Annotated in this window: 27 protein-coding genes and 3 tRNA genes; 8 read left to right on the top strand and 22 right to left on the bottom strand. The window is 69.8% G+C overall.

Features of this window, described 5'->3' with window-relative positions:
- The first annotated feature begins 25 nt into the window (after positions 1 to 25).
- Together Q0D75_RS14705 and Q0D75_RS14700 are read left to right on the top strand one after the other, a co-directional pair.
- Positions 26 to 199, top strand: coding sequence for a hypothetical protein (locus Q0D75_RS14705; protein WP_291054888.1), 174 nt, complete (start codon positions 26 to 28; stop codon positions 197 to 199).
- Between the two features lie 164 nt (positions 200 to 363).
- Positions 364 to 549 carry a TraR/DksA C4-type zinc finger protein gene (locus Q0D75_RS14700; RefSeq protein ID WP_291054886.1) on the top strand — a complete coding sequence of 62 codons (186 nt, stop codon included), beginning with the start codon at positions 364 to 366 and terminating at the stop codon, positions 547 to 549.
- A 2-nt stretch (positions 550 to 551) separates the two neighbouring features.
- Here the strand turns inward: Q0D75_RS14700 and Q0D75_RS14695 are convergent, their stop codons facing one another.
- From Q0D75_RS14695 to Q0D75_RS14685, 3 genes are all read right to left on the bottom strand, one after another.
- Positions 552 to 839, bottom strand: a complete 288-nt coding sequence (locus Q0D75_RS14695) for a hypothetical protein (protein ID WP_291054883.1) — start codon at positions 837 to 839, stop codon at positions 552 to 554.
- Positions 836 to 1,363, bottom strand: coding sequence for an amino-acid N-acetyltransferase (locus Q0D75_RS14690; RefSeq protein WP_291054880.1), 528 nt, complete (start codon positions 1,361 to 1,363; stop codon positions 836 to 838). The genes Q0D75_RS14695 and Q0D75_RS14690 overlap by 4 nt, the downstream gene beginning before the upstream one ends.
- 162 nt (positions 1,364 to 1,525) lie before the next feature.
- Positions 1,526 to 4,048, bottom strand: coding sequence for an ATP-dependent Clp protease ATP-binding subunit (locus Q0D75_RS14685; protein ID WP_291054877.1), 2,523 nt, complete (start codon positions 4,046 to 4,048; stop codon positions 1,526 to 1,528).
- A 245-nt stretch (positions 4,049 to 4,293) separates the two neighbouring features.
- Here Q0D75_RS14685 and Q0D75_RS14680 point away from each other — a divergent pair, with 245 nt between their 5' ends.
- Entirely contained in the window at positions 4,294 to 4,539 is a 246-nt protein-coding gene (locus Q0D75_RS14680) for a hypothetical protein (RefSeq protein ID WP_291054874.1), read from the top strand.
- Positions 4,540 to 4,543: 4 nt separating this feature from the next.
- Here Q0D75_RS14680 and Q0D75_RS14675 read toward each other — a convergent pair whose 3' ends face one another.
- On the bottom strand, positions 4,544 to 4,966 hold the full coding sequence (locus Q0D75_RS14675; RefSeq protein ID WP_291054870.1) for a DUF5684 domain-containing protein: 423 nt from the start codon (positions 4,964 to 4,966) through the stop codon (positions 4,544 to 4,546).
- A gap of 92 nt (positions 4,967 to 5,058) precedes the next feature.
- Between Q0D75_RS14675 and Q0D75_RS14670 the strand changes: the two genes are divergently transcribed.
- Entirely contained in the window at positions 5,059 to 6,099 is a 1,041-nt protein-coding gene (locus Q0D75_RS14670) for a pirin family protein (protein WP_291054867.1), read from the top strand.
- A gap of 30 nt (positions 6,100 to 6,129) precedes the next feature.
- Here Q0D75_RS14670 and cls read toward each other — a convergent pair whose 3' ends face one another.
- From cls to tilS, 16 genes are all read right to left on the bottom strand, one after another.
- Positions 6,130 to 7,602, bottom strand: a complete 1,473-nt coding sequence (gene cls, locus Q0D75_RS14665) for a cardiolipin synthase (protein ID WP_291054863.1) — start codon at positions 7,600 to 7,602, stop codon at positions 6,130 to 6,132.
- Between the two features lie 93 nt (positions 7,603 to 7,695).
- Positions 7,696 to 7,875 (bottom strand): hypothetical protein, encoded by a 180-nt coding sequence (locus tag Q0D75_RS14660; protein WP_291054860.1) that lies wholly within the window; start codon positions 7,873 to 7,875, stop codon positions 7,696 to 7,698.
- Positions 7,876 to 7,928: 53 nt separating this feature from the next.
- Positions 7,929 to 8,147 (bottom strand): hypothetical protein, encoded by a 219-nt coding sequence (locus Q0D75_RS14655; protein WP_291054859.1) that lies wholly within the window; start codon positions 8,145 to 8,147, stop codon positions 7,929 to 7,931.
- A gap of 31 nt (positions 8,148 to 8,178) precedes the next feature.
- Positions 8,179 to 9,711 (bottom strand): lysine--tRNA ligase, encoded by a 1,533-nt coding sequence (gene lysS / locus Q0D75_RS14650; RefSeq protein WP_291054835.1) that lies wholly within the window; start codon positions 9,709 to 9,711, stop codon positions 8,179 to 8,181.
- Between the two features lie 164 nt (positions 9,712 to 9,875).
- On the bottom strand, positions 9,876 to 10,730 hold the full coding sequence (panC, locus tag Q0D75_RS14645; RefSeq protein WP_291054893.1) for a pantoate--beta-alanine ligase: 855 nt from the start codon (positions 10,728 to 10,730) through the stop codon (positions 9,876 to 9,878).
- Positions 10,731 to 10,883: 153 nt separating this feature from the next.
- A complete protein-coding gene (locus tag Q0D75_RS14640; protein WP_291054832.1) occupies positions 10,884 to 11,588 on the bottom strand; it encodes a DUF2520 domain-containing protein in 705 nt (234 codons plus the stop codon).
- The gene (locus Q0D75_RS14635; RefSeq protein WP_291054829.1) at positions 11,585 to 13,273 is read right to left on the bottom strand and encodes a PH domain-containing protein; all 1,689 of its coding nucleotides are present in this window, start codon (positions 13,271 to 13,273) and stop codon (positions 11,585 to 11,587) included. The genes Q0D75_RS14640 and Q0D75_RS14635 overlap by 4 nt, the downstream gene beginning before the upstream one ends.
- A 10-nt stretch (positions 13,274 to 13,283) precedes the next feature.
- Entirely contained in the window at positions 13,284 to 13,856 is a 573-nt protein-coding gene (locus Q0D75_RS14630; protein ID WP_291054826.1) for a PH domain-containing protein, read from the bottom strand.
- A 5-nt stretch (positions 13,857 to 13,861) separates the two neighbouring features.
- Positions 13,862 to 14,314, bottom strand: coding sequence for a DUF3180 domain-containing protein (locus Q0D75_RS14625; protein ID WP_291054823.1), 453 nt, complete (start codon positions 14,312 to 14,314; stop codon positions 13,862 to 13,864).
- On the bottom strand, positions 14,311 to 14,865 hold the full coding sequence (gene folK / locus Q0D75_RS14620; RefSeq protein WP_291054820.1) for a 2-amino-4-hydroxy-6-hydroxymethyldihydropteridine diphosphokinase: 555 nt from the start codon (positions 14,863 to 14,865) through the stop codon (positions 14,311 to 14,313). The genes Q0D75_RS14625 and folK overlap by 4 nt, the downstream gene beginning before the upstream one ends.
- Positions 14,862 to 15,302 carry a dihydroneopterin aldolase gene (folB, locus tag Q0D75_RS14615; protein WP_291054817.1) on the bottom strand — a complete coding sequence of 147 codons (441 nt, stop codon included), beginning with the start codon at positions 15,300 to 15,302 and terminating at the stop codon, positions 14,862 to 14,864. Before folB ends, folK begins: the two co-directional genes overlap by 4 nt.
- Positions 15,299 to 16,105 carry a dihydropteroate synthase gene (gene folP / locus Q0D75_RS14610; protein ID WP_291054815.1) on the bottom strand — a complete coding sequence of 269 codons (807 nt, stop codon included), beginning with the start codon at positions 16,103 to 16,105 and terminating at the stop codon, positions 15,299 to 15,301. The genes folB and folP overlap by 4 nt, the downstream gene beginning before the upstream one ends.
- Complete coding sequence (folE, locus tag Q0D75_RS14605) at positions 16,102 to 16,770, bottom strand: GTP cyclohydrolase I (RefSeq protein ID WP_291054813.1); 669 nt, start codon at positions 16,768 to 16,770, stop codon at positions 16,102 to 16,104. Before folE ends, folP begins: the two co-directional genes overlap by 4 nt.
- Before the next feature lie 6 nt (positions 16,771 to 16,776).
- The gene (ftsH, locus tag Q0D75_RS14600; protein WP_291054810.1) at positions 16,777 to 18,789 is read right to left on the bottom strand and encodes an ATP-dependent zinc metalloprotease FtsH; all 2,013 of its coding nucleotides are present in this window, start codon (positions 18,787 to 18,789) and stop codon (positions 16,777 to 16,779) included.
- A 151-nt stretch (positions 18,790 to 18,940) separates the two neighbouring features.
- Positions 18,941 to 19,495 carry a hypoxanthine phosphoribosyltransferase gene (gene hpt / locus Q0D75_RS14595; protein ID WP_291054807.1) on the bottom strand — a complete coding sequence of 185 codons (555 nt, stop codon included), beginning with the start codon at positions 19,493 to 19,495 and terminating at the stop codon, positions 18,941 to 18,943.
- 35 nt (positions 19,496 to 19,530) lie between these two features.
- Positions 19,531 to 20,634 carry a tRNA lysidine(34) synthetase TilS gene (tilS, locus tag Q0D75_RS14590; protein WP_291054890.1) on the bottom strand — a complete coding sequence of 368 codons (1,104 nt, stop codon included), beginning with the start codon at positions 20,632 to 20,634 and terminating at the stop codon, positions 19,531 to 19,533.
- A gap of 56 nt (positions 20,635 to 20,690) precedes the next feature.
- On the opposite strand from tilS, the gene Q0D75_RS14585 reads away from it, so the two are divergent.
- Positions 20,691 to 21,188 carry an inorganic diphosphatase gene (locus tag Q0D75_RS14585; protein WP_291054804.1) on the top strand — a complete coding sequence of 166 codons (498 nt, stop codon included), beginning with the start codon at positions 20,691 to 20,693 and terminating at the stop codon, positions 21,186 to 21,188.
- 219 nt (positions 21,189 to 21,407) lie between these two features.
- On the opposite strand, the gene Q0D75_RS14580 is transcribed toward Q0D75_RS14585, so the two are convergent.
- Together Q0D75_RS14580 and Q0D75_RS14575 are read right to left on the bottom strand one after the other, a co-directional pair.
- On the bottom strand, positions 21,408 to 22,706 hold the full coding sequence (locus tag Q0D75_RS14580; RefSeq protein WP_291054801.1) for a M23 family metallopeptidase: 1,299 nt from the start codon (positions 22,704 to 22,706) through the stop codon (positions 21,408 to 21,410).
- Between the two features lie 2 nt (positions 22,707 to 22,708).
- Complete coding sequence (locus Q0D75_RS14575) at positions 22,709 to 23,968, bottom strand: M23 family metallopeptidase (protein WP_291054798.1); 1,260 nt, start codon at positions 23,966 to 23,968, stop codon at positions 22,709 to 22,711.
- A 201-nt stretch (positions 23,969 to 24,169) separates the two neighbouring features.
- On the opposite strand from Q0D75_RS14575, the gene Q0D75_RS14570 reads away from it, so the two are divergent.
- From Q0D75_RS14570 to Q0D75_RS14560, 3 genes are all read left to right on the top strand, one after another.
- Positions 24,170 to 24,242, top strand: a tRNA-Glu gene (locus tag Q0D75_RS14570).
- Between the two features lie 66 nt (positions 24,243 to 24,308).
- Positions 24,309 to 24,382, top strand: a tRNA-Asp gene (locus Q0D75_RS14565).
- A gap of 78 nt (positions 24,383 to 24,460) precedes the next feature.
- Positions 24,461 to 24,533: transfer RNA gene (locus Q0D75_RS14560), tRNA-Phe, on the top strand.
- Positions 24,534 to 24,552 lie beyond the last annotated feature (19 nt).

Raw genomic sequence — 24,552 nt, 5'->3', positions numbered from 1 at the left:
CGGCGGCCCGGCGTAGCCTTTTGGCATGAGCACTTTCGTAGATCCCCCCACCCCTGAGTCGTTCGAGCACAACGGGCAGCACCCCGAGGTCGACGACGAGTACGAAGAGACCGACAGCTTCGACGAGAAGGTCGAAGACGAGTTCAAGGAGTTCATCGGCGACGCCACGCCCACCGACGGCCCCGCGCCCGCAGGCTGATCACGGGCCCCTGCGAATCCCTCCGGGCCGAGCGTCAGCGCACCGAAGCGCAACTCGCCGCCCTCTCGAGCGCGCTCGATGAGCTGAGGCGCATCCGTGAGTCGTCGTCGGATGACGACGAGCACGATCCTGAAGGGCCGACCCTCTCCAGCGAGTGGTCGCGATTGGACGGTCTGCAGCGCGAGGCGACGGCGCGCCTGGCCGAGGTCGACGCCGCCGTCGCCCGCGTGGCCGAAGGCCGCTACGGCATCTGCGAATCCTGCGGCGGGCGGATCGCCTCCGGCCGCCTGGAGGTCCGCCCCACCGCGACCTTCTGCGTCACCTGCGCGTCGCGCCCCGTACGCCGCTGAGGTCAGTCGCGGCGCGGGCCGCCGAGCTCCCAGGGGAGGTCGTCGTCGTCGAGCTCGACCGGCTCTTCGGGCGGGCGGTCGAAACCGCCGGGGCGCTGCACGCGGCCGAAGAAGCCCATCTGGTTCGATTTGGGGAGCGAGGACTCGCTCTCGGCTTCCGCCGCCGCATCCGTTCCCGGGCGGGTCCGGCCGAAGTAGCGGTCGCGCAGACGCTGGTTGAAGGTCTTGTTGTGCGCGCCGTCGCCCTCGGCGTCCGGGTTGTCGTCGTGCTCGACGGTGCCGGCGCTCATCGTTCGAGGTGCTTCAGCATGCGGGTGTTGCCGAGGGTGTTGGGCTTCACCCGGGCGAGGTCGAGGAACTCGGCGACACCTTCGTCGGGGGAGCGCACGAGTTCGGCGTAGACCTCGGGCTCCACCAGCGCGAGCGGCGAGGCCGTGTAGCCGTTGCGCTCGAAGAACGGCACCTCGAAGGTGAGGCAGAACAGGCGCGAGAGACCCAGGTCAACCGCATCCGTCTCGATCTGCGCGAGAAGGGCCCGGCCCACGCCCCGGCCGAGCCAGTCGTCGTGCACCGCGAGAGTGCGCACCTCGCCGAGGTCTTCCCAGAACACGTGCAGGGCGCCGCAGCCGACGAGATTGCCCTCGCCGTCTTCGGCCACCCGGAACTCCTGCACGGCCTCGTAGAACACCACCGCGTCTTTGCCGAGCAGGATTCGTCGCTGCACCAGGGGCTCCACCAGCTCCTGGATGCGGGGGACGTCACTGGTACGCGCACGCCGCACGGTCACGGCGCTCTGCGTCTTGCTCGAACTCATCGCACCAGCGTATCGCCGCCTGCCCGGTGCTCGTGCATCCGCTCCCCCGCCTCGACCCGTCACGTAGTCCCGCTATGTGCGTGCGATAGCGGGACGACGAAGGGCCGGACACCGCGTGGTGTCCGGCCCTTCGGGGAGGCGGCCGGGGCCGCCGAGGGGTGACTAGTCGAGGTCGCCGAGGGCGGCCGCAGCCGCAGCGGCCGAGGCCTGCTGCTGGTCGCCGGCACCCGCGCCGATGGCGACGGGCTCCCGCGAGGTCTGCGTGAACAAGAACTTGCCGTCGGCGAAGTCGACGTGCACGTGGTCGCCCGCGTTCAGCTCACCCTGCAGGATGCGCTCGGACAGCTGGTCTTCGACCTCGTGCTGGATCGCGCGACGCAGCGGGCGCGCACCGAGCGAGGGGTCGAAGCCGACCTCGATCAGGCGCTCCTTGGCCGCGAGCGTCAGCTCGATGGTCATGTCGCGGTCGAGCAGGCGGTCGCGCAGGCGCTTGATGAACAGGTCGACGATCTGCAGCAGCTCGACCTTGTTCAGCTGCGGGAACACGATGGTGTCGTCGACGCGGTTGAGGAACTCCGGCTTGAAGTTCTTCTTCAGCTCCTCCGAGACCTTCGCCTTCATGCGGTCGTACGAGGTCGACTCGTTGCCCGACACCTGGAAGCCGATGGGGCTGCCCGTGATGTCCTTGGTTCCGAGGTTCGTCGTCATGATGATGACCGTGTTCTTGAAGTCGACGACGCGACCCTGACCATCCGTCAGACGCCCCTCCTCGAGCACCTGGAGCAGCGAGTTGAAGATGTCGGGGTGGGCCTTCTCGATCTCGTCGAACAGCACCACGCTGAACGGCTTGCGGCGCACCTTCTCGGTGAGCTGGCCGCCCTCTTCGAAGCCGACGAACCCGGGAGGGGCACCGAACAGCCGCGAGACCGTGTGCTTCTCGCCGTACTCCGACATGTCGAGGGAGATCAGCGCGTTCTCGTCGTCGAACAGGAACTCGGCGAGCGCCTTGGCGAGCTCGGTCTTACCGACACCCGTGGGGCCGGCGAAGATGAACGAGCCCGAGGGGCGCTTCGGGTCTTTCAGACCCGCACGCGTGCGGCGGATGGTGCGCGAGAGGGCCGCGATGGCCTCGTTCTGGCCGATGACCCGCTGGTGCAGAGCCTTCTCCATGAACACGAGCCGAGCCGACTCCTCTTCGGTGAGCTTGAACACCGGGATGCCTGTGGCCTGGGCCAGCACCTCGGCGATGAGCCCCTCGTCGACGATGCCGGAGGTCTGCACGTCGCCCGACTTCCACTGCTTCTCCAGGCGCAGTCGCTCGCCGAGGAGGTTCTTCTCCTCGTCGCGCAGGCTGGCGGCCTTCTCGAAGTCCTGGTCCTCGATCGCGGCCTCTTTCTGGCCGCGGACGGCGGCGATCCGCTCGTCGAACTCACGCAGCTCCGGCGGGGCCGACAGGATCGAGAGGCGCAGGCGTGCGCCGGCCTCGTCGATCAGGTCGATGGCCTTGTCGGGCAGGAAGCGGTCTTGCACGTAGCGGTCGGCGAGGTTCGCGGCGGCGACGATCGCGCCATCCGTGATCGACACCTTGTGGAAGGCCTCGTACTTGTCGCGGAGCCCCTTCAGGATGTTGATCGCGTGGGGCAGCGACGGCTCGGCCACCTGGATGGGCTGGAAGCGGCGCTCGAGCGCGGCATCCTTCTCGAAGTGCTTGCGGTACTCGTCCAGCGTGGTGGCGCCGATGGTCTGCAGCTCACCGCGGGCGAGCAGCGGCTTCAGGATGCTCGCCGCGTCGATCGCACCCTCGGCGGCACCCGCACCCACCAGGGTGTGGATCTCGTCGATGAAGGTGATGATGTCGCCGCGGGTGCGGATCTCCTTCGTGACCTTCTTCAGGCGCTCCTCGAAGTCGCCGCGGTAGCGGGAGCCGGCGATCAGCGAACCGAGGTCGAGCGTGTAGAGCTGCTTGTCCTTCAGGGTCTCGGGCACGTCGCCGCGCACGATCGCCTGGGCCAGGCCCTCGACGACGGCGGTCTTGCCGACGCCGGGCTCACCGATCAGCACGGGGTTGTTCTTGGAGCGGCGCGAGAGGATCTGCATGACCCGCTCGATCTCCTTCTCGCGGCCGATCACCGGGTCGAGCTTGTTGTCGCGCGCGGCCTGGGTGAGGTTGCGGCCGAACTGGTCGAGGATCTGCGATCCCTTGTCGGGCGCCTGGTCGTTCCCGCCGACCGCGACCTGCTCCTTGCCCTGGTATCCGCTGAGCAGCTGGATGACCTGCTGACGCACCCGGTTGAGGTCGGCGCCGAGCTTGACGAGCACCTGCGCGGCCACGCCTTCGCCCTCGCGGATGAGGCCGAGCAGGATGTGCTCGGTGCCGATGTAGTTGTGGCCGAGCTGCAGGGCCTCGCGGAGGCTCAACTCGAGCACCTTCTTCGCGCGCGGCGTGAAGGGGATGTGACCGGTGGGCTGCTGCTGGCCCTGGCCGATGATGTCTTGAACCTGCTCGCGCACGGCATCGAGCGAGATGTTCAGCGACTCGAGAGCCTTCGCTGCGACACCCTCACCCTCGTGGATGAGTCCGAGCAGGATGTGCTCGGTGCCGATGTAGTTGTGGTTGAGCATCTTGGCCTCTTCTTGGGCCAGGACGACGACGCGACGGGCGCGGTCGGTGAATCTCTCAAACATGTCTGTCTCCTTGGCCGCCAGGGCAGGATGACGGCCGATACGAAGAGACTAGCCAGCGAACCGACCCCCGACAGCCCCTGTTCGCCGTGGGCGTGACTGAGTTACGCCCCGTTCTCCACAGGCGCGCCCCCGCGCGAGGTTCTGCACAGATTCCGGATGCGCCACCCTCTCGCGATTCGCATCACCGACGATCAAGCATGACTATTGCTCAATACAAGTTGACTTGTAGCCTTCGATGAGCCGACATGTTTGAGAAGTACGAGCCCAAAGACGAAGATCTGATCGACGGCCCCGCCTACGACGCCCTGTGGGAAGCAGCGGCCGCCCGGCGGAATGCAGAGGTGGTGCTCGCAGATGCCATAGCTGCCGCGCGCGCCGGCAACATCAAGTGGGGCACGATCGGCGCCGCCCTGGGCACCTCGGGAGAGGCGGCCCGGCAGCGATACGGGCGGCCACGGCGAGAAGCCGCGACCGCCCGTGAACGCGAGTAGGTGATCAGACGGTGACGGCGGGGGCGGCGCCCTCGGGGCGGGGGCCCTGGTACTGGGCGCTGCCGAAGCCGAGGATCGGGTAGCCGATGAAGGGGAGCGGCCAGAAGAGCAGGAAGAAGCCGAAGACACCGCCCTTGCCGAAGCGGCGGGCGACCTCGAGCGCGACGATGATGCCGACGATGATGTTCGCGATCGGGATGATGTACCAGATGAACCACCAGCCGGGGCGTCCCGCCAGCTTGCACAGCGTCCAGATGTTGTAGAACGGCACGATCGCGGCCCAGCCGTGCAGGCCGGCCTTGTTGAACGTGAGCCACATGCCGATGATCGTGAGCGCGACGAGCACGGCACTGATGATCGACGAGAACGGGTCGGCCTGGTAGCTGTAGGAGTACGAGTAGCTCTCGGCGAGCGTGGACGTGATCATTGGTTTCCCCCGGATTGTCGGATTGTCGGATGCGCGGGGGCGCGACGAAAGCGATCCCCCGTCGAGAATCGTAGCGAACGTAGGATTCGTTCATGAGCAACCTCGAGCAGAAGCCCGCCGAGACCTGGGTCGAGTGCGACGCCGTCCTGGCCGCGGGCCCGGCACTGCCCGAGATCATCCAGGCGCGTGAGGTGCCGCTCGGCGGACCGCGCGCGATGACGGTTCACCGCACGCTCCCCAGCCGCGAGCGCACCCTCATCGGAGCCTGGTGCTTCGTCGACCACTACGGTCCCTCCGACGTCTCGGTGACCGGCGGGATGGTGGTGCCGCCGCATCCGCACACCGGGCTGCAGACTGTGAGCTGGCTGTTCGCCGGCGAGATCGAGCATCGCGACAGCGTGGGCAGCCACGCCTTCGTGCGCCCCGGCGAGCTCAACCTGATGACCGCAGGCCGCGGCATCTCGCACTCCGAGATCTCCACCTCCGCCACCACCACGCTGCACGGCGTGCAGCTCTGGGTGGCGCTACCGGAGGCCTCGCGCCAGGTCGGCCCGTTCTTCGAGAGCCACCGCGCGGTGCCGGCCACGGTGCAGGATGCCGAACTCGCCGTTTTCGTGGGCTCACTCGCCGGCGCGAGCGTCGGGGCCACCACCTTCACGCCCTTGGTGGCCGCCGAGATCCGCCTGCCGGCCGGCGGCGTGGCCGAGCTCCCCGTGCGGGCCGACTTCGAGCACGGCGTGCTCGTGGATGCCGGGGAGCTCTCCGTGGAGGGCGGCCGGGTGCAGCGCACCGAACTGGCCTACACCGGGCTCGGCCGCACGAGCATCCGTCTCGAAGCGGGCGCTCGGCCCGTGCGCGCGCTGCTGATCGGCGGCGCCCCGCTGCGCGAGCAGATCCTGATGTGGTGGAACTTCGTGGGCCGCAACCACGAAGAGGTCGTCGGCTACCGCGCCCAGTGGCAGCGGGAGTCGGGCGCCGAACCCGCGGATGCCCCGGATGCGTCGTCCGGGCCCGCGGACCAGGCCGCAGCATCCGCACTCCCCCGCCGTTTCGGCGACAGCGACCACCACTTCGCAGGGAACCCGCTGCCCGCCCCGGTGCTGCCCGGCGTGCGACTGCGGCCCCGCGACTAGAGCCCAGAGACCCCGCGGCTAGAACGGCCCCTACTGGATGGCGGAGGTGAGGCGCGCGAGGTTGTCGAGGATCGTCGAGCGCAGCGGCTGCTTGTGCCACTCCTCGAGGGTCAGTTCGCGGCTGACGGCGCGGTACCCGTCTTCGACCGCCCGCATCTCGCTCACGAACGAGCGGCCGCGCACCATCAGCGACACCTCCATGTTGAGGCTGAACGAGCGCATGTCCATGTTCGAGGAGCCGATCACGGCCACGTCGTCGTCGATCGTGAAGTGCTTGGAGTGCAGGATGTACGGCGACTGGTACATCCAGATCTTCACGCCCGCCCGCAGCAGCACCTCGTAGTACGAGCGCTGCGCGTGGTAGACGAGCGCCTGGTCGCCGATCTCGGAGACGAACAGCTGCACCTCGACACCGCGCTGCGTGGCCGTGGTGATGGCGTAGAGCATCGCGTCATCCGGCACGAAGTAGGGGCTCGTGATGATGATGCGCTGCTGCGCGTTGTAGAGCAGCGCCAGGAACAGGCGCAGGTTGTTCTCGCCGTCGAACCCGGGACCGGACGGCACCACCTGCATATCGAGGGCATCCGGCTCGTCGTCGATCACCTCGTCGGTGATGGCCCGCGTCTCGCGCAGCAGCAGCTCGTTCGACTCGCTGTACCAGTCGGTGATGAAGATGGCGTTGATGCCGGCCACGATCGGGCCTTCGAGGCGGGTCATCAGGTCTTGCCATTTCAGGCCGCGACGGATGTTGCCCTTCTTGTTGTAGCTGCGATCGACGACGTTCTGCGAACCCATGAAGGCCAGGTCGCCGTCGATGACCAGGATCTTGCGGTGGTTGCGCAGATCCGGCCGCTGCCACTTGCCCTTGAGAGGCTGCACCGGCAGCATGTAATGCCACTTCACGCCCATCGCGTTCAGGCGCTTGGCGGTCTTCTTGTTCCCCGGGGCGCGCACCGAGGCGATGTGGTCCAGCAGCACGCGCACGGTCACGCCGCGCTTGGCGGCGGCCTCGAGGGCGTCGAAGAACGGGGCCGTGGTCGCATCCAGCGACAGGATGTAGAACTCGGCGTGCACGTAGCGCTGCGCCTGGTCGATCGCCACGGTCATCTGGCGGATCGCCTCGTCGTAGTCGCCCACCAGGCTCGCGTTGTTGCCGCCGACCAGGGGCATCGCGCCGAGGGTGCGGTTCAGCTCGACGACGTTCTTGAACCAGGGCGGCCAGGGCTGGTTGTTGCTGACCCGCTCGATACCTTCGGTGGTCTCGATGATGAACTCGTTGATGGCGTGCTGCTTGTCGCGCCGCGACTTCGGCAGCTTGTACGAGCCGATCAGCAGGAACAGCAGAAAACCGACGTACGGCAGCACGAAGATGGCCATCAGCCAGGCGATGCCGGTGGAGGGCCGGCGGTTGCGCGGAACCACGATCACCGCGATCACACGGATCACCAGGTCGATCAGCAGCAGCGCGAGGGCGACGAAGACCGCCACATCAGATGCCGACATGCTCCCCGCTCCCCTGGCGAACTCCCTGTTCCCTAGGGATACCGTATCGGGTCGGAGCGAATGCGCCGGGCAGGCGATCGGGGGTGACCTGACCTATTCGGCGGACGCCTTGGCGGGCAGGCCGAGTCGCGCGCGCTCCTGGGCCTCGATCTTCGCCTTCGCCCGGCGCTCGGCCTTGTCGGAGCGGATCAGGGCGCGCATGACGAACCAGAACACCAGCCCGATCAGAACCGTCGGTGCGAGTGCCGCGAGTGCAGGCCAGAGATCGTCCATCCCGTCAAGGGTACGCCATCCGGATGCGGCCGGGCTGTGCCCGGCCTGACCGCTCAGCCGCCGTTCGTGATGATGCCGTAGATGCCCGAGCCGATGAAGTAGAGGCCCACGGCGCTGACGATGATCCAGATCGCGATGCGCGTGGTTGTGGGCTTGCTCGGATCCCGGTCCTTGTCGTCGGGGTTCACCCGGCCCGCGTTGCCCGCGTTGTTCTCGCGCTCGGTCTTGCCGGGCTGGTACGGATCTTTGGGACCGCTGCCGAGAAAGCTCATGCGCTCATCCTCGCACGCCCCGCTGAGAGGGCTACTTGACCAGGGGGAACAGGATGGTCTCGCGGATGCCGAGACCGGTGATCGCCATCAGCAGGCGGTCGATGCCCATTCCCATGCCGCCCGACGGGGGCATGCCGAACTCGAGCGCGCGCAGGAACTCCTCGTCGAGCCGCATCGCCTCGTCGTCACCGGCCGCGGCCTGCTTGGCCTGCTCGACGAAACGCTCGCGCTGGATGACGGGGTCGACCAGCTCGGAGTATCCGGTGGCCAGCTCGAAGCCGCGGATGTAGAGGTCCCACTTCTCGACCACGCCCGGGATGCTGCGGTGCGCGCGGGTGAGCGGGCTCGTCTCCAGCGGGAAGTCCATCACGAAGGTGGGGCGGGTGAGGCCGCCCTTCACGAAGTGCTCCCAGAGCTCTTCGACCAGCTTGCCGTGGTTGGGCAGGTGCACCTCGACGCCCTCGCGGTCGGCGATGGCCTGTAGCTCGGCCACGCTCGTCGACGGGGTGATCTCCACACCGGCCGCCTCGGAGAGCGAGCCGTACATGCTGATGCGGTCCCACTCGCCGCCGAGGTCGTACTCGGTGCCGTCGGCCCAGGTGACCACGTGCGATCCGGCCACGGCGAACGCCGCGTTCTGGATGAGCGACTGGGTGAGCTCGGCGATCGAGGTGTAGTCGCCGTAGGCCTCGTAGGCCTCGAGCATCGCGAACTCGGGGCTGTGGGTGGAGTCGGCGCCCTCGTTGCGGAAGTTGCGGTTGATCTCGAACACCCGGTCGATGCCGCCCACCACGGCGCGCTTGAGGAAGAGCTCCGGAGCGATGCGCAGATACAGCTCGGTGTCGAAGGCGTTGGAGTGCGTGGCGAACGGACGGGCCGCGGCGCCGCCGTGCATGGTCTGCAGCATCGGCGTCTCGACCTCGAGGTAGTCGCGATCGGCGAAGGTGCTGCGCAGCGATGCCATCGTCTGCGCCCGGGTGCGCACCATCTGGCGGGCCTGGTCGCGCACGATCAGGTCGAGGTAGCGGTTGCGCATCCGCACCTCCTCCGAGAGCTCGGAGTGCAGGTTGGGGAGGGGCAGGACGGCCTTGCTGGCGATCTTCCAGCCGGTGGCCATCACGCTCAGCTCGCCGCGGCGGCTGGAGATGACCTCACCCGAGACGAACAGGTGGTCACCGAGGTCGACGAGTTCCTTGAACTCGGCCAGCGACTCCTCGCCCACGTTCGCGAGCGAGAGCATGGCCTGGATGCGGGTGCCGTCGCCCGACTGCAGCGAGACGAAGCACAGCTTGCCCGTGTTGCGGAGGAACACGACACGACCGGCGACCCCGACGGTCTCGCCGCTGGTCTCGTCGGCGGCCAGGTGGCCCCACTTCGCGCGCACGGCGGGGATCGTGGTGGTGACGGGAACGGCCACCGGGTAGGCCTCGGCACCGGACTCGTTCAGCTTGTCGCGCTTGGCCAGGCGCACGGCCTTCTGCTCGAAGATCTCGTCCTCGGTGGGCTCGACGATCTCGGTCTCGGCGGAGGCGGGGGTGGTGCGGGGCGCGGATGCGTCGGTCATGCGGAACGGGTCTCCTATAGTCCCGCCCAGTTTACCGGGACCGCGCGGGCCGCCCGCCGCCCTTGCGGTCCACTGCAGCGACTCTCAGCGCAAGCTCGGCCATAGTGGCGGAGTTCGGGGTCAGGCTCGCTGGAGTGAACGCGACGAAGCGGGTCGCGGCGACGTCAGGCGCCGAGGTAGATCGCGGCGTTGTCGATCAGGCGGTTGTCGCCCACGCGGGCGGCGATGATGACGCGGGCGCGGCCGGTGTAGTCGTCGTCGACGGGCAGGAAGGTGTCGGGATGCACGATGGCCAGGTAGTCGAGGTCGACCAGCTGCTCGCCCATGGCGGCCGCCTGTGCCGCCGCGAGCACCGCGTCGATGCCACGGTCGGCCGCGGACTCGGCCGCCTCGAGCACGTGCGGGAGCGTGACGGCGGCCCGGCGCTCGCGCGCGTCGAGGAAGCGGTTGCGGCTGGAGAGCGCGAGTTCGTCGCCGTCGCGCACGGTCTCGATGACGTCAAGCGTCACCGGCATGTTCAGCTCGTCGATCATCCGCCCCACCAAGAAGACCTGCTGGGCATCCTTCTGGCCGAACAGGATGACGTCGGGTCCGACCGCGTTGATCAGCTTGGCGACGACCGTGAGCACCCCGTCGAAGTGACCCGGACGGCTGCGGCCCTCGAAGAGGCCGCCGACCCGCCCGGCGGTGACGCGGGTGGCCACGTCGCCGTGCGGGTAGAGCTCGGTGACATCCGGGGCGAAGACGTAGTCGACGTGCCCACCGCCGGCGGCGATCGCGGCGAGGTCGCCGTCGAGATCGCGCGGGTAGCGATCGAGATCGGCCGGATCGCTGAACTGCAGCGGGTTCACGAAGATCGACACCACGACGATGTCGGCGACCTCGGCGGCCCGGTCGACCAGGGCCAGATGCCCGGCGTGCAGGGCGCCCATGGTGGGGACGAGGGCGACCCGCGCCGTGCTGCCGCGCGCGGTGCGGGCCTCGGCGAGCGCCTCGCGCAGGCCCGCCACCGTCGTCACCACGACAGGCGTCGATGCGGCGACCGGAACGGTGCCCGCTGCGGCGCTCGGCGCGGCGTTCAGGGCGAGGTCTTCCGAGAGGGAGACGGAGTCGGCCACCTGGGGCTCCTTCGAGGGTGCAGTGGCGCCCGAGGATCCGGCGCCACGACGATGCTACCCGGGCAGCGGGCCTCCGGCGCGCGTCAGGGCGTTCTCCACCGACGAGCGCACGAGCGGAGCGAGTAGGCGGCCGGGCCTCTCGATTCCGATCCCGCTCAGGATGCCGGCGGCCTGTTCCACGATCGCCGTCGAGAAGGTGGTGGCCGTCTCGATCGCCTCGGCGTAGGCCGCGCGGTCGGCCTCGTCGACCACCACCGGTTCGCCGCCCATCTCGACGACCAGCGCCTGGGCGATCGGCAGCACGGGCGTGGGGGCGGTCACCGCGAAGTGGGTGCCGGCCAGCCGCGCCAGGTCGACGCTCGTGCCGGTGAACGACATCGCCGGATGCACCGCGAGCGGGATGACACCGGCTGCACGGGCGGGCGCGAAGACCTCGACGCCGAAGGGCGCCGCGGTGTGCAGCACGAGCTGGCCGGGCTGCCAGGCGCCGGTCTCGGCCAGGCCCTTCACCAGCGCGGCGAGCTGGTCGGAGGGGATGGCGATGATCACGAGCTCGCTGCGCTCGACGAGCTCGGGAATGGGGAGCACGGGCACTCCCGGCAGCATCGCATCCGCTCGCTCGCGACTCGCCTCGGAGATGGCGGAGACGCCCACGAGCGCATGGCCCGCTCCGGCGAGCGCCGCGCCGATGACGGGGCCCACGCGGCCCGCGCCGATGATGCCGACACCCAGGCGGCCGGTGCGTTCGGACGGTCTCATCGTTCTCCTCCGGGGTCGGGGGCGGAATTCGGGGTGGGGGCGGTGCCGGCTTCGGATGCGCCGCGGTCGGCGGGGCCCGGCGTCTGGTCGGGCACGGCTCCGGATGCGGCCCAGCGGTGCGAGCGGTCGGCCCTGTCGGCCGCCACCACCTCGGCCGACCAGCGGGCGAAGGCCTGTTCCCCCACCGAGCGGTCGAGCACGGGCACCGTGGCGCGCACCGGACCGGCGACGGTCTGCACGCTCAGCTCGACGAGGTCGAGCATCCGGAGCAGGGGGCCCTGCGAGACGCGCAGGCTCTGCACCCGCGCGAGCGGCACGACCGTGAGGTGGCGCCAGGCGAATCCCGAGCGGATGAGCACGGCGTCCGGAGTCTCGGCCCAGCCGGTGCGCCGCCACGAGAACGGGCGCAGCGGCCACGCCCGCCGAGGCGCGTCGACGAAGCCCTCGCCGGCGCGCGCCTGGAGACCCGCGAGCACGAGCTCGCGGGTCTCGGCGCCGGCGAGTCCCGGAAGCAGCAGTCCGAGCACCTTCCGCACGTCGTCGACCGTGCCCACGGGCAGCATGAGCGTGCTCGTCTGCGCGCTCCCCTCACCGGCCGCCCCCGCCCGGTTGATGCGGATCATCCACCACCCCGCCGGCCGCCAGAGCAGCGGCTGGCTCACCTCGACGGCGTGGATGCGCCCGGGCGGCAGGGTGTCGTTGCTCGTGGAGAGCAGGCCGAAGCCCACCCGCACACCGTCGGAAGTGCCGGCGATGCTGTAGCGCAGCGACTTCGTGGTGCGGTTGAAGTAGTAGCCGATGGCGGCCGCGGCACCCGGCAGCACGAGGATGGCGAAGAACTCGCGCCGCCCGAGCAGACTCGTGGTCACGACGAACGCGCCCACGATCAGCAGCGCCACGGTGAACCCGCTCAGCACCAGCGACGCGATGAGCCGGCCGGCCGGGATGCGCACCACGGACTCGGGAGGCGCCGCCGAGGGGTCGAGCTCGGGGGCGAGCAGCTCGCGCATCCGCCGGTCGACGACCCCGGTGCGGAGAGGCTCGGAGCTCACCGAGGCGCCAGGCGCTGGGGCGGGAGCGGGAGCAGATACGGACACGGATGCGGTTGCGCGCAGGCCGGAGGCGAGGGTGAGCACCTCGCGGCGGAGGCGGTCGGCGTCGGCACTGCCGAGGTAGGCGAGCTGCACCATGGCGTCTTGGCCGGCGACACTGATCTCCAGGCGCGCCGCACCGAACAGGCGCGCGAAGAGCGGACGGCCGATCGCCACCCCTTGGATGCGGTCGAGCCGGGCACGCCGATGAGTGCGGAACAGGATGCCGCTTCGCACCTCCACCACGTCGTCGCCGACCCGGAACGAGTGCATGCGCCACGAGGCATAGAAGACGATGACGCCGACGACCAGCCCCACGGCGAGGATGACGACGGCCCAGCCGAGCTGCCCGCGCTCGTACGCCACCTGGAACGGATCGCCCGGCAGTTCGGGGGCCGCGAAGACCCAGTCGAGGAAGCGCTCCCGGAAGTTCGCGATGACGAATCCCAGGATGGCGATCAGGACGATGCCGCCGCGCAGCAGCGGCGTGGCCGGGTGCAGCCGGTGCCACTCGCCGTCGACGAGGTCGCCCGGCTCGCGGCGGAGCCCGCCGGGCCCGCTGCCGTCGGTCTCGCCGCCGGATCCGCCGGTCATCGCCACACCGTCAGAGCCCGACCCGGCGCGACTCCGCGAGCGACACCAGCTCGTCGCGCAGGCGCGTCGCCTCGGCGTCGACCAGACCCGGGATGCTGACCCCGGTCGAGGCGGCGGCGGTGACGAACTTGAGGTCGGCGAGCCCGAGAGCGCGCGAGACCGGCCCACGCGTGATGTCGATCAGCTGCATCCGGCCGTACGGCACGGAGACCACCCGGTGGAACATGATGCCGCGCTTGAAGACGAGGTCGTCCGAGCGCAGCCGGTAGCCGATCGAGCGCACCCGGCGCGGCGCGAGCGCGATCGTCACCACGCCGATCACGAAGGCCAGCACGAGCGCCGGCCAGCCGAACCAGGTACCGAGCAGGATGAACGGCACGGTGATGCCGCACAGCACCACGAGTCCGATGATGCTCGACACGATCTCCACGCCGAGGTATTTGGGGCTCACCCCGCGCCACTCGCCGTCGACGGTCAGCCGGTTCGAGGATGCCGGGGCCGGCCCGGGCGCGTCGGCCGGCCCGGACGGCGCCACGGCATCCGGATTCTGCACCGCATCCGCCGGCCCGGGCTCAGGAGGCACGGCACTCACTTCGTCTCGGGCTCGTCGGGCGGCAGCGTGCACAGCCGCTCGGCCACGAGACCCGCCACGAGCAGCACCGCGCCGGCGAGCGCGGCCACGATGCCGGGCCAGAGCGAGCCGACGTCGGCCACCACGGGACGGGTGAGGAGGAACACCAGCACGCCCGCACTGAAGCCGGCGATCAACGCGCCGACGAGACTCGAGGCCTTCGCGAGAACCACCACCCGCATCGCGCGGAACGGATTGATCCGGGTGGCGGACGTGCCGCGGATGGCACGGCGGATCGGCACGGCGAGCACGACCACGATCACCGCGGCGGCCACCAGCGTGACGGCGAGCGTGTACGGCGGGATCATCACGGGCTGTCCGGCGGCAGCCAGCGCGACCTCCAGCACGAATCCCGCGATGGCGCCGACGAGGCCGAACAGCACCACCGTGGCGGGGCGGGTGTGTCTCACCGGGGCTCCCCCACGTACGGCTGCAGGGTGGTGTCGGGGATGGTGGCGAGCAGCCGGTCGATCCGGCCACGGCCCGGCAGTGTCGCATCCGGAGCGATCTCGAGCCAGGGCACGAGCACGAAGTCGCGCTCGGCCGCGCGCGGGTGCGGCAGCGTGAGGCGCTCGGTGTCGCGCACCACCGAGGCGAAGGTCACGATGTCGACGTCGAGCGTGCGGTCGCCCCAGCGTTCGGCACGCACCCGCCCGTGCTCGTGCTCGATGCGGTTCACGACGCCGAGCAGCTCTTCGGGATGCAGGGTGGTGCGGATGCTCGCCACGGCGTTGAGGTAAGGCGGCGCCGAGTGGTCGATGCCGGTGAGCTTGACCGCGGTGGTCTGGTAGAGCCGGGAGACGGCCACGACCTCGATGCCCTCCTCGGCGCGCAACTCGTCGACGGCCGCCAGGATGGTGGCCTCGCGGTCGCCGAGGTTGCTGCCGAAGGCCAGCACGGCCGGCAGACCGACGAGGCGCTTGGTGACGACCGGGATCGGGCGGGGGTTCAGGGCGTTCATGCTGGGGGCGTCTCTGCTCGGAGCGGGCGGGCGCCGGGGGCGTCGGCGAGGGCTGCGGCGTGGGCGCGGCGGCGCGTGATCGTGATGCTCACATCGCCGAACGGAACCGTGATCGGCGCATCCGGCTTGTGCACCACCACCCGCACGCGCTGCACGGGTTCGTGGGCCAGCACGACGCCGGCGACCCGCTCGGCCAGCGTCTCGATCAGGTCGACCGGATCGGCCGCGACCGCACCCGAGATCTCGACCGCGAGCTCGCCGTAGTGCACCGTGGCGGCGAGCTCGTCGCCGGCCGCGGCGGGGGCGGTGTCGAGCCAGAGTGCGACGTCGATCACGAAGCGCTGGCCGTTCTCGCGTTCGAAGTCGAAGACGCCGTGGTGCGCGAACACCTCCAGACCGGTGAGGGTGAGGATGTCGAGCTCGTCGATGTCCGTCATGCTTCGATCCTGCCCTTCGTCCACGCCTTGGCCACGTCGAGGGCCTGGCGGGTTCCGGATACGTCGTGCACGCGCACTCCCCAGACGCCGTTCGCGGCCGCGAGGGCGGCGACGACCGCCGATGCGAAGTCACGCTCTTCGACGCGCGTGCTGCCCGGTCGCAGTTCGCCGATGAACCGCTTGCGCGAGGCGCCGACCAGCACCGGCACGCCGAGCGCGGTGAGGCGATCCAGATGCGCCAGCACCGTCCAGTTCTGCGGGCCGTTCTTCGCGAAGCCGAGACCCGGATCCAGGATCAGGCGTTCGGGCGCGACGCCCTTCACGATCAGCTGGGCGGCGCGCAACTCGATCTCGCGGGCCACCTCGGCCACGACGTCGGTGTAGCGCGCGTTGTCGTTCATCACGTCGCTGTGCCCGCGCCAGTGCATCACCACGAAGCGGGCGTCGCTGCCGATGATCACGTCGTCCATCTCCGGATCGGCCAGACCGCCCGAGACGTCGTTCACGATGGCGGCGCCCGCGTCGATGGCGGCCGCGGCCGTGGAGGCGTTCATGGTGTCGACGCTCACGGTGATGCCGCGCGCCACGAGCTCGCGCACCACCGGCAGCACCCGCCGATGCTCCTCGGAGATGGCCACGCGCGGCGCGCCCGGCCGGGTGGACTCGCCGCCGACGTCGACGATGTCGGCGCCACGGGCCACCATCCCCTCGGCGTGGCGGATGGCGGCGTCGCCGTCGAACCAGAGCCCGCCATCGCTGAAGGAGTCGGGTGTGACGTTGAGGATGCCCATGATGACGGTCATCGCGGATCGCCTCCGGGGGCTGCGCCCGCGCCGATCAGTGCGGTGATCTCGGCCCGGGCGGCCGGGTCGGCCAGCTCGCCGCGCGCGGCGAGGGTGACGGTGCTGCTGCCGGTCTGACGGGCACCCCGAGCCGTCACGCAACCGTGCTTGGCGTCGAGCACCACCAGCACGCCGCGCGCGCCGAGGCCGCGTTCGAGCGCTTCGGCGATGTCGTCGGTGAGGCGCTCCTGCAGCTGCGGGCGCGATGACGCGGACTCCACCACGCGGATGACGCCGCCGAGACCGGCGACGACGCGGTCGGGCACGTATGCGACGTGCGCCACCCCCTCGAAGGGGAGCAGGTGGTGCTCGCAGACCGAGCGGAAGGCGATGCCGCGCATCAGCACGGGCTGCCCGGCAGGCGCGACCGGCGATTCGGTAGGGTCGGCCGCATCTGGGGTCGCCGGCCCGGACGGATTCGACTCGGCGGCCGGCGCATCCGGAGCCGGAAAGGCCTGCCCGAGCGCGTCGGCCGGATCCTGCCCCACACCGCCGTAGAGCTCGGCGAAGAGTTCAGCGACGCGCCGCGGGGTCTCCTGCAGGCCCGCGCGGGCGGGATCCTCACCGATGGCGGCGAGGATCTCGCTGACCGCGGCCTCGATCCTGTCCCGGTCGACGGATGACACGGGCGCTCAGGCGGTGGCGGGGCGCGGGTTGATCCGCGGGGTGCGCGCCGGCTTCGACTCCGGCTCGGGCTCGGAGTCGACACCACCGTCGACGGCCGAGCTGTCGATCGGCGCCTTCTGAGTGGGGAAGGCGATGGGCGGCAGCGACGACACCGGGCGGTGCTCGCTGGAGAGCCACTGCGGGCGCAACGGGAGCTTCTTCACACCCTCGAAGATCGAGGCGAGCTGCTCGTGGTCGAGCGTCTCCTTCTCGAGCAGCTCGGCGGCCAGCCGGTCGAGGATGTCGCGGTTGTCGTTCAGCACCTGCCAGGCCTCGTCGTGCGCGGCCTCGATCAAGGTTCGCACCTCGGCGTCGACCTGCTGGGCGAGGCTCTCGGAGTAGTCGCGCTCATGGCCCATGTTGCGGCCGAGGAACATCTCGCCGGAGGCCGCCCCGAGCTTGACCGCACCGAGCGAGGCGGTCATGCCGTACTCGGTGACCATCTTCTTGGCGGTGCCGGTGGCCTTCTCGATGTCGTTCGAGGCGCCGGTGGTGGGGTCGTGGAACACGATCTCCTCGGCGACGCGCCCGCCCATGGCGTAGGCCAGCTGGTCGAGCAGCTCGTTGCGGCTGACCGAGTAGCGGTCTTCCAGCGGCAGCACCATGGTGTAGCCGAGGGCCCGGCCGCGCGGCAGGATCGTGATCTTGGTGACCGGATCGGTATAGTTCATCGCCGTCGCCACCAGGGCGTGACCGCCCTCGTGATAGGCGGTGACGAGCTTCTCCTGGTCGCGCATGATGCGGGTGCGGCGCTGGGGGCCGGCGATCACGCGGTCGATGGCCTCGTCGAGGGCGCGGTTGTCGATCAGCTGCGCGTTGCTGCGCGCCGTCAGGAGGGCGGCCTCGTTCAGCACGTTGGCCAGATCCGCTCCGGTGAAGCCCGGCGTCTTGCGGGCGACGACCTCGAGGTCGACGCCGGCCGAGAGCGGCTTGCCCTTGCCGTGCACCTCGAGGATCTTCTTGCGGCCGTTCAGGTCGGGCGCGTCGACGCCGATCTGGCGGTCGAAGCGGCCCGGGCGGAGCAGGGCAGGGTCGAGGATGTCGGGCCGGTTCGTGGCCGCGATCAGGATGACGTTCGTCTTCACGTCGAAGCCGTCCATCTCCACCAGCAGCTGGTTCAGCGTCTGCTCGCGCTCGTCGTGACCGCCGCCCATGCCGGCGCCGCGGTGGCGGCCGACGGCGTCGATCTCGTCGATGAAGATGATGGCCGGGGAGTTCTCCTTGGCCTGCTGGAACAGGTCGCGCACCCGGCTCGCACCCACACCCACGAACATCTCGACGAAGTCGGATCCGGAGATCGAGTAGAAGGGCACGCCGGCCTCGCCCGCGACGGCGCGGGCCAGCAGGGTCTTGCCGGTACCGGGAGGGCCGTACAGCAGCACGCCCTTCGGGATGCGGGCGCCGACGGCGAGGAACTTGGCCGGCTCCTTCAGGAAGTCTTTGATCTCTTCGAGCTCTTCGAGCGCCTCCTCGGCACCGGCGACGTCGTCGAACGTGACCTTGGGCGTCTCCTTCGAGACGAGCTTCGCCTTCGACTTGCCGAACTGCATCACCTTGTTGCCGCCGCCCTGCATGCCCGAGAGCATGAACCAGAAGAAGGCGCCGATCAGCAGGATCGGAAGGAACAGGCCCAGGGCCGAGAGGAACCAGTTGGGCTGGGGCACCTGGTCGTTGTAGCCGTCGGAGGGGTTCGCCTCGGTGACGGCGTTCACCACCTCGGTGCCACGCGGGGCCACGTAGTAGAACTGCACCTTGTCGCCGTACTTGTCGTCGGCGGTGGCCAGCGTCATGTCGACGCGCTGCTCACCGTCGATGATGGTGGCTTCGGAGACCTTGCCGCTCGAGAGGAACCCGAGGCCCTCCTGCGTCGTGACCTGCTGATAGCCGACGCTCGTGATCAGGCTGAACCCGATCCACAGCGCGATCGCACCCAGGAGGATGTAGGGAATGGGAGATCGGAAGATGCGTTTCGCGTTCATGTCTCTTCATCGCTTCGGTACCGCACGAGTCGGCACTGGCTTAGGTCGTGGTGCAAGGGTACTCGTCGCGCGCTGAGCGGCGCCTCCATGTTCCCCGTGGGCGTAACAAGCGCCGCCCACGCTCTCTCGACCCCGCGCGGCAGGCCGGGCGTCAGGAGTAGACGTGGGGGGCGAGCACGCCGATCGACTTGAGGTTGCGGTAGCGCTCGGCGTAGTCGAGGCCGTAGCCGACGACGAAGGCGTTCGGGATGTCGACGCCGACGTACTCGACGTCGATCTCGACCTTCACCGCCTCCGGCTTCCGCAGCAGGGCGCAGATCTCGACGGATGCGGCACCGCGCGACCGCAGGTTCGCCAGCAGCCAGGAGAGGGTGAGGCCGGAGTCGATGATGTCTTCGACGATCAGCACCTTGCGGCCCGAGATGTCGGTGTCGAGGTCTTTCAGGATGCGGACGACGCCGCTGGACTGCGTGCCGGATCCGTACGAGCTCACCGCCATCCAGTCCATGTTGAGCTGCAGGCGCAGCTCGCGGGCGAGGTCGGCCATCACCATCACGGCGCCGCGCAGCACGCCCACCAGCAGCAGGTCGTCGGCATCCGTGTAGTCGGCCTCGATGCGCCGGGCCAGGCCCGCGATCGTCTCGGCGATCTGCTCCTCGGTGAGCAGCACCTCGGTGATGTCCGACTCGATGTCGCTGATGTCCATCCGGCTGTCCCTCTTCTCGTCAGTGCTCGCGCTGGTCAGTGCTCGCGCTCGTCGCCGCGGACCGCCCGGCTGAACACCAGCCGGCCGCCCTGCCGCACCACTCTAATCCCTGTCAGATCGACGCCCTTCTGGCCGTGCCAATCCGTCACCAGCGCGGCAGTCGCCACGGTCTGCACGCGGGACAGCGCCACCCCGAACTCGCTCTCGACGACGTACCGGATGATGCGGTTGCGGAGCGCCGGCGGGTTCGCCTCGAGCGCGCCCACCGAGATCGCGATGCCCGCCTCGGCGTGCTCGACGAGGTCTTCGATGGTCTCGATCGCCATGTCGTGCAGGGTCTCGTCGTCTTCGCGCAGCTGCTCGGCGGTGCGGGCGAGCGCCTCCGCGATGCCCGGGCCGAGCTCGGCCTCGAGCACGGGCAGCACCGAGCGGCGCACGCGCACCCGGGTGAAGCGCTCGCTGTCGTTGTGCGGGTCGTGCCACGGCGTGAGGTCGGAGTCGGTGCAGAACGCCTCCGTCTGCGCACGACGGATGCCCAGCAGCGGACGCAGGCGCGAGCCGAGGGGAACGACGGATCCGGATGCGCGGCTGCCGCCGTGACCGTGGTCGTGGTCGTCGTGCCCGGGTGGCGGCGTGACGGCCGCCATGCCCGCGAGGCTTCCGGCGCCGGCACCCCGGGCGAGGCCGAGCAGCACCGACTCGGCCTGGTCGTCGAGGGTGTGGCCGAGCAGCACGGCGTGGGCGCCGGTGGTGGCCAGTGCCTCGTCGATCGCCGCGTAGCGGGCGTCCCGGGCTGCGGCCTCCACGCCTCCGGTGACGGATGCCGGACCCGCGGCGACTTCGACCCGCCGCACGAGCACGGGGTCGAGGCCGAGAGCGCGCGCCTGGCCGGCCACGCGCTCGGACACCGCATCCGACCCCTCTTGCAGACCATGGTCGACGATCACCGCGCCGGCCCGGATGCCCGCCCGCGGCGCCTCGAAAGCCGTCGCGGCGGCGAGCGCCAGCGAATCGGGTCCGCCGCTCAGAGCGACGAGCACCGCGGTTCCCTCGGCGAGACCCGCCGCGGCGAGACCCTCGCGCACCGCGCGGCGCACGTCGGCGATGGCCGGGGTGAGGCGCGGTCGGCGGCCGTCCATGTGCATCCAGTAACGTTATTGCACTCAGACCGCCACACATCGAGGGAGCACCACCTATGGCCGCGTACGACGTCGTCGTCGAGATTCCCAAGGGAAGCCGCAACAAGTACGAAGTCGACCACGAGACCGGTCGCGTGTACCTCGACCGCGTGCTCTTCACGAGCTTCGCCTACCCCACCGACTACGGGTACTTCGAGAACACCCTGGGCTTGGACGGCGACCCCGTCGACGCGCTCGTGCTGCTCGAGTACCCCGTCTTCCCGGGTGTCGGTGTGAAGGTGCGCCCCGTCGGTGTGCTCAACATGAGCGACGAGGCCGGCTCCGACGCCAAGGTGGTCGTGGTTCCCCACAAGGACCCGCGCTGGCTGCACATCCAGGACATCACGGATGTTCCGGAGCAGACCCGCAAGGAGATCGAGCACTTCTTCGCCCGCTACAAAGACCTCGAGCCCGGCAAGTTCGTGAAGATCGAAGGCTGGGGCGACGCCGCCGAGGCCGAGGCCATCGTCGAGGCCGGCTTCAAGAAGCTCGCCGAAGAGGGCGCAGGACACTAGTCACCCTCTCGCGCCCAGCGCACTCGGGCCCCGCCCACTCTCATCGCGACCCGTCACTTTCGGCCCTTCTCAGCACCTTTTCGGGCCAAAACTGACGGGTCGCGATGCATTTCACCACCCGACGCGCGACAAGGTCGCGGGCCGTACTCGACGACCCAGGGTGAGCGTGTGGTCGCCAGGTGCGAGCGAAGCCCGGCCGCCCCGGCAGCTAGCAACAGCTCAAAAACCCACGTAGTTCCGCGGGTTCTGCGCGCTCCCGTCAACGCGGGTCTCGAAGTGCACGTGGCAGCCGGTGGAGCTGCCGGTGGTGCCGGCCCAGGCGATGATCTCGCCGCCGCCGACGTCTTGGCCGCGGCCGACGTTCAGCGAGGAGTTGTGGCCGTACACGGTGGTGAGGCCGCCGCCGTGGTTGATCGTGACGGAGTTGCCGAGGCCTCCGTTGTAGCTGGCCTGGGTGACGGTGCCGGCCGCCGCCGCGTAGACCGGAGCACCGCAGGTGCCACCGCCGCGCACCAGGTCGATGCCGGCGTGCAGCCGCCAGACGCGATCGATCGGGTGGAAGCGGTTGCCGAACTCGTCGCTCACGATCCAGTTCGAGAGCGGGCTCGACCAGCCGTCGACCGACGGACCGGGACCGGAGTCGCCGCCCCCGGCGGCCTCCCGGGCGGCCTTCGCGGCTGCCTCGGCCGCCGCGCGAGCCGCCTCCTCGGCCTTGCGCCGCTCCTCGACACCCTTCTCGTACTCCGCCACGGTCTTCTGCGTGGCCGAGGTGAGGGATGCGAGCTGCTCCTGCAGCACCGCGCCTTGCGCCTGCTGCTCGGCCAGCGCCGCTTCGACCTGCTCCTGGGCCGCGATCGCGGCGTCGAACGCCTCCTGCGCCGCGATCTTCAGCGCCTCCAGAGCGGATTCGGCCACCTCTGCCTGCTCGGTGAGCGACTGCGCCGTGTTGCGGTCGTTCGCGGCCTGCTCGTAGAGCTGCCCGGTCTTCTGCGAGAGCTGGCTCATCGCGCCGAGCTGGTAGAGCAGATCGTCGGAGTCGTCTCCGGCCACGATCAGGTTCAGCGTGAGATCGGCGCCGCCGGCCCTCGTGAACTGAGTGATGAGCATGCCGGCCTGCGCGTTCGATGCCTCGGCGCGCGATGCCGCCTCGACGGCCTGCGCCGCCAGTTCGTCGGCCCGGAACGCCGCCGAGTCGTAGGCGGCCTGCGCCGCCGAGTGCTCGTCGGCCCGCTGCACCGCGAGCGCCTGGGCGGCCACGACTTCGGCCTGCAGACCCGCGATGAGACCCTGGATGCGCGTGACCTCGGCCTGCTTCGTCGACTCGCTCGCGCGTGCCGCCAGCACGTCTTCCCAGCTGGGGTAGTCGGCGGCCGATGCGCCCTCGGTTCCGCGGAACACGTCCACCGCGAGGATGCCGGCCGCGAGGGCCATGGCGGCGGCGAGACGGAAGCGCGGGACGGCCCTCCCGGAGCCGTGTGCTCGCGTGGCGCCCGGGACTCGTCGGGTCGGTCTGGTCATCGTCATGAATGCTCGTACCAGAAGGTGATCCCCTGCGCCTCCATGAACGGCCGCGGGTTGACCGCGGTGCCGTTCTGGCGCACCTCGAAGTGGAGGTGGCAGCCGGTGGAGTTGCCGGTGGTGCCGGCAAGCGAGATGGGCTGGCCCACCGAGACGTAGTCGCCGTTGCTCACCAGCAGCTGGGTGTTGTGGCCGTAGGCGGTGGCGATGCCGCCGCCGTGGTCGATCTGGATGAAGTTGCCGTAGCCGCCGTTCCAGCCCGCGTAGTTCACGAGCCCCTCGGCCGCCGCATAGACGTAGGCGCCGCAGGTGCCGCCGCCGTAGACGAGGTCGATGCCCGAGTGCAGCCGGTAGCCGCCGTCGACCGGATTGACGCGCATCCCGTACTCGTCGGAGGAGAACGCCCCCGGGAACGGGCTCGACCATCCGCTCGCCGCGATGAACGGCAGGGTGGGCAGGCCCGCGGCCGCGGCCGCGCGTGCCGCCTCCGCCCGGGCGTCGACGCCCTTCTGGAAGTCGGCCTCGGTGGCCGCCCGGTTCTCCTGCAGCACCTGCAGCTGGGCCGAGAGCTCGACCTGGTGGTCTTGCTGCTCCTGCAGCGCGGACTCGGCCGCCTGCTGGGCGGCCACCGCCTCGTCGCGCAGGCGCTGGGCCTCGTCGGCCAGACCCTTCAGCTCGTCACGGGCGACCTGCGCCTGCGCGGTGAGGGCCGAGGCCGTGTTGCGGTCTTGCTCGGCCTGCGCGTAGATCTGCGAGGTCTTCTCGCTGAGCTTCGACATCGCGCTGAGCTGGTAGAGCAGATCGCTGGAGAGCTGGTCGCCCCCGACGATGAGGTTCAGCGTGAGGTCGCCCCCACCGGAGCGCGCCAGCTGCGCGGCCAGCAGCCCGGCCTGGCGGTTCGAGGTGTCGGCGCGGGTGGCCGCCTCGGCCGCCTGCGCCTCTAGTTCACCGGCGACGTAGTTCGCCGTGTCGTACTTCTCCTGAGCGGCCTGGTACTCGGTTCCGCGCTGCGTGGCGACCGCCTGCGCCGCGGACACCGCCGAGTTCATGCTCTCGATCAGGCCCTGGATGCGCGTGACCTCTTCGCCCTTGGCCGCCTCGTTGGCCTGGGCGTTCTTCACGTCGTCCCAGGTGGGGTACTCATCGTCGGCATAGGCAGGCCCGGCAGCGATCCCGGCGGACACCACGAGCGCCAGCGCGACGAGCCCCGTGAGGAAGCCCCGCCTGCGCCGTCGAGGTGTGACGTGGTTCCCGGTGCTCATGCTCCCCTGCCGTGCTGATGGCCGAGCCGTGCCCGCGGCCTGCCGTGCTGTCGTCTTCGCATCCGTCACATCTGTCACAGCGCTCCCAGGAATCTAACCCGGGCGCGTGTGGATTGCACGGACATCCGGCCGGATGTGGGCAACTCGTCGCGAATTGGTTCCTGCGCACAAGTTGTGGCATACTCGATGAGTTGTCGCCGCGGCCCTATCGTTTAGCGGCCTAGGACGCCGCCCTTTCACGGCGGTAGCACGGGTTCGAATCCCGTTGGGGCTACGAACACCGCAGGTCACGAGCACCGCGCGGCAACAGATACAATAGAAAAGCAAGCGAATAAAGTAAGGCCCTGTAGCGCAGTTGGTTAGCGTGCCGCCCTGTCACGGCGGAGGTCGCGGGTTCAAGTCCCGTCAGGGTCGCAAGGCGTGAAAGCCCTTCCACACCGGAAGGGCTTTTCGCTAGAGCGGCGCAGTATTCTGGTAGTACGGCACCCGTTCGGCTCTGTAGCTCAGTTGGTAGAGCGCACGACTGAAAATCGTGAGGTCACGGGATCGACGCCCGTCGGAGCCACGAAGCCCTCTCCCTAGCT

Source organism: Herbiconiux sp. (assembly GCF_023264855.1).
Classification (GTDB): Bacteria; Actinomycetota; Actinomycetes; order Actinomycetales; family Microbacteriaceae; genus Herbiconiux.
This window is presented reverse-complemented; position numbering and strand designations above follow the sequence as displayed.

Excerpts from the sequence above, each read along its gene's own strand:
- Q0D75_RS14655 (WP_291054859.1), bottom strand. The coding sequence starts at position 8,147 with ATGAGCTTTCTCGGCAGCGGTCCCAAAGATCCGTACCAGCCCGGCAAG.
- ftsH (WP_291054810.1), bottom strand. The coding sequence starts at position 18,789 with ATGAACGCGAAACGCATCTTCCGATCTCCCATTCCCTACATCCTCCTG.
- Q0D75_RS14695 (WP_291054883.1), bottom strand. The coding sequence starts at position 839 with ATGAGCGCCGGCACCGTCGAGCACGACGACAACCCGGACGCCGAGGGC.
- Q0D75_RS14660 (WP_291054860.1), bottom strand. The coding sequence starts at position 7,875 with ATGGACGATCTCTGGCCTGCACTCGCGGCACTCGCACCGACGGTTCTG.
- lysS (WP_291054835.1), bottom strand. The coding sequence starts at position 9,711 with ATGACCGACGCATCCGCGCCCCGCACCACCCCCGCCTCCGCCGAGACC.
- folB (WP_291054817.1), bottom strand. The coding sequence starts at position 15,302 with ATGACGGACATCGACGAGCTCGACATCCTCACCCTCACCGGTCTGGAG.
- Q0D75_RS14670 (WP_291054867.1), top strand. The coding sequence starts at position 5,059 with ATGAGCAACCTCGAGCAGAAGCCCGCCGAGACCTGGGTCGAGTGCGAC.
- Q0D75_RS14585 (WP_291054804.1), top strand. The coding sequence starts at position 20,691 with ATGGCCGCGTACGACGTCGTCGTCGAGATTCCCAAGGGAAGCCGCAAC.
- Q0D75_RS14635 (WP_291054829.1), bottom strand. The coding sequence starts at position 13,273 with ATGACCGGCGGATCCGGCGGCGAGACCGACGGCAGCGGGCCCGGCGGG.
- folP (WP_291054815.1), bottom strand. The coding sequence starts at position 16,105 with ATGACCGTCATCATGGGCATCCTCAACGTCACACCCGACTCCTTCAGC.
- hpt (WP_291054807.1), bottom strand. The coding sequence starts at position 19,495 with ATGGACATCAGCGACATCGAGTCGGACATCACCGAGGTGCTGCTCACC.
- Q0D75_RS14685 (WP_291054877.1), bottom strand. The coding sequence starts at position 4,048 with ATGTTTGAGAGATTCACCGACCGCGCCCGTCGCGTCGTCGTCCTGGCC.
- tilS (WP_291054890.1), bottom strand. The coding sequence starts at position 20,634 with ATGGACGGCCGCCGACCGCGCCTCACCCCGGCCATCGCCGACGTGCGC.
- Q0D75_RS14705 (WP_291054888.1), top strand. The coding sequence starts at position 26 with ATGAGCACTTTCGTAGATCCCCCCACCCCTGAGTCGTTCGAGCACAAC.
- Q0D75_RS14580 (WP_291054801.1), bottom strand. The coding sequence starts at position 22,706 with ATGACCAGACCGACCCGACGAGTCCCGGGCGCCACGCGAGCACACGGC.
- Q0D75_RS14575 (WP_291054798.1), bottom strand. The coding sequence starts at position 23,968 with ATGAGCACCGGGAACCACGTCACACCTCGACGGCGCAGGCGGGGCTTC.
- Q0D75_RS14675 (WP_291054870.1), bottom strand. The coding sequence starts at position 4,966 with ATGATCACGTCCACGCTCGCCGAGAGCTACTCGTACTCCTACAGCTAC.
- cls (WP_291054863.1), bottom strand. The coding sequence starts at position 7,602 with ATGTCGGCATCTGATGTGGCGGTCTTCGTCGCCCTCGCGCTGCTGCTG.
- Q0D75_RS14640 (WP_291054832.1), bottom strand. The coding sequence starts at position 11,588 with ATGAGACCGTCCGAACGCACCGGCCGCCTGGGTGTCGGCATCATCGGC.
- Q0D75_RS14680 (WP_291054874.1), top strand. The coding sequence starts at position 4,294 with ATGTTTGAGAAGTACGAGCCCAAAGACGAAGATCTGATCGACGGCCCC.
- Q0D75_RS14690 (WP_291054880.1), bottom strand. The coding sequence starts at position 1,363 with ATGAGTTCGAGCAAGACGCAGAGCGCCGTGACCGTGCGGCGTGCGCGT.
- folK (WP_291054820.1), bottom strand. The coding sequence starts at position 14,865 with ATGAACGCCCTGAACCCCCGCCCGATCCCGGTCGTCACCAAGCGCCTC.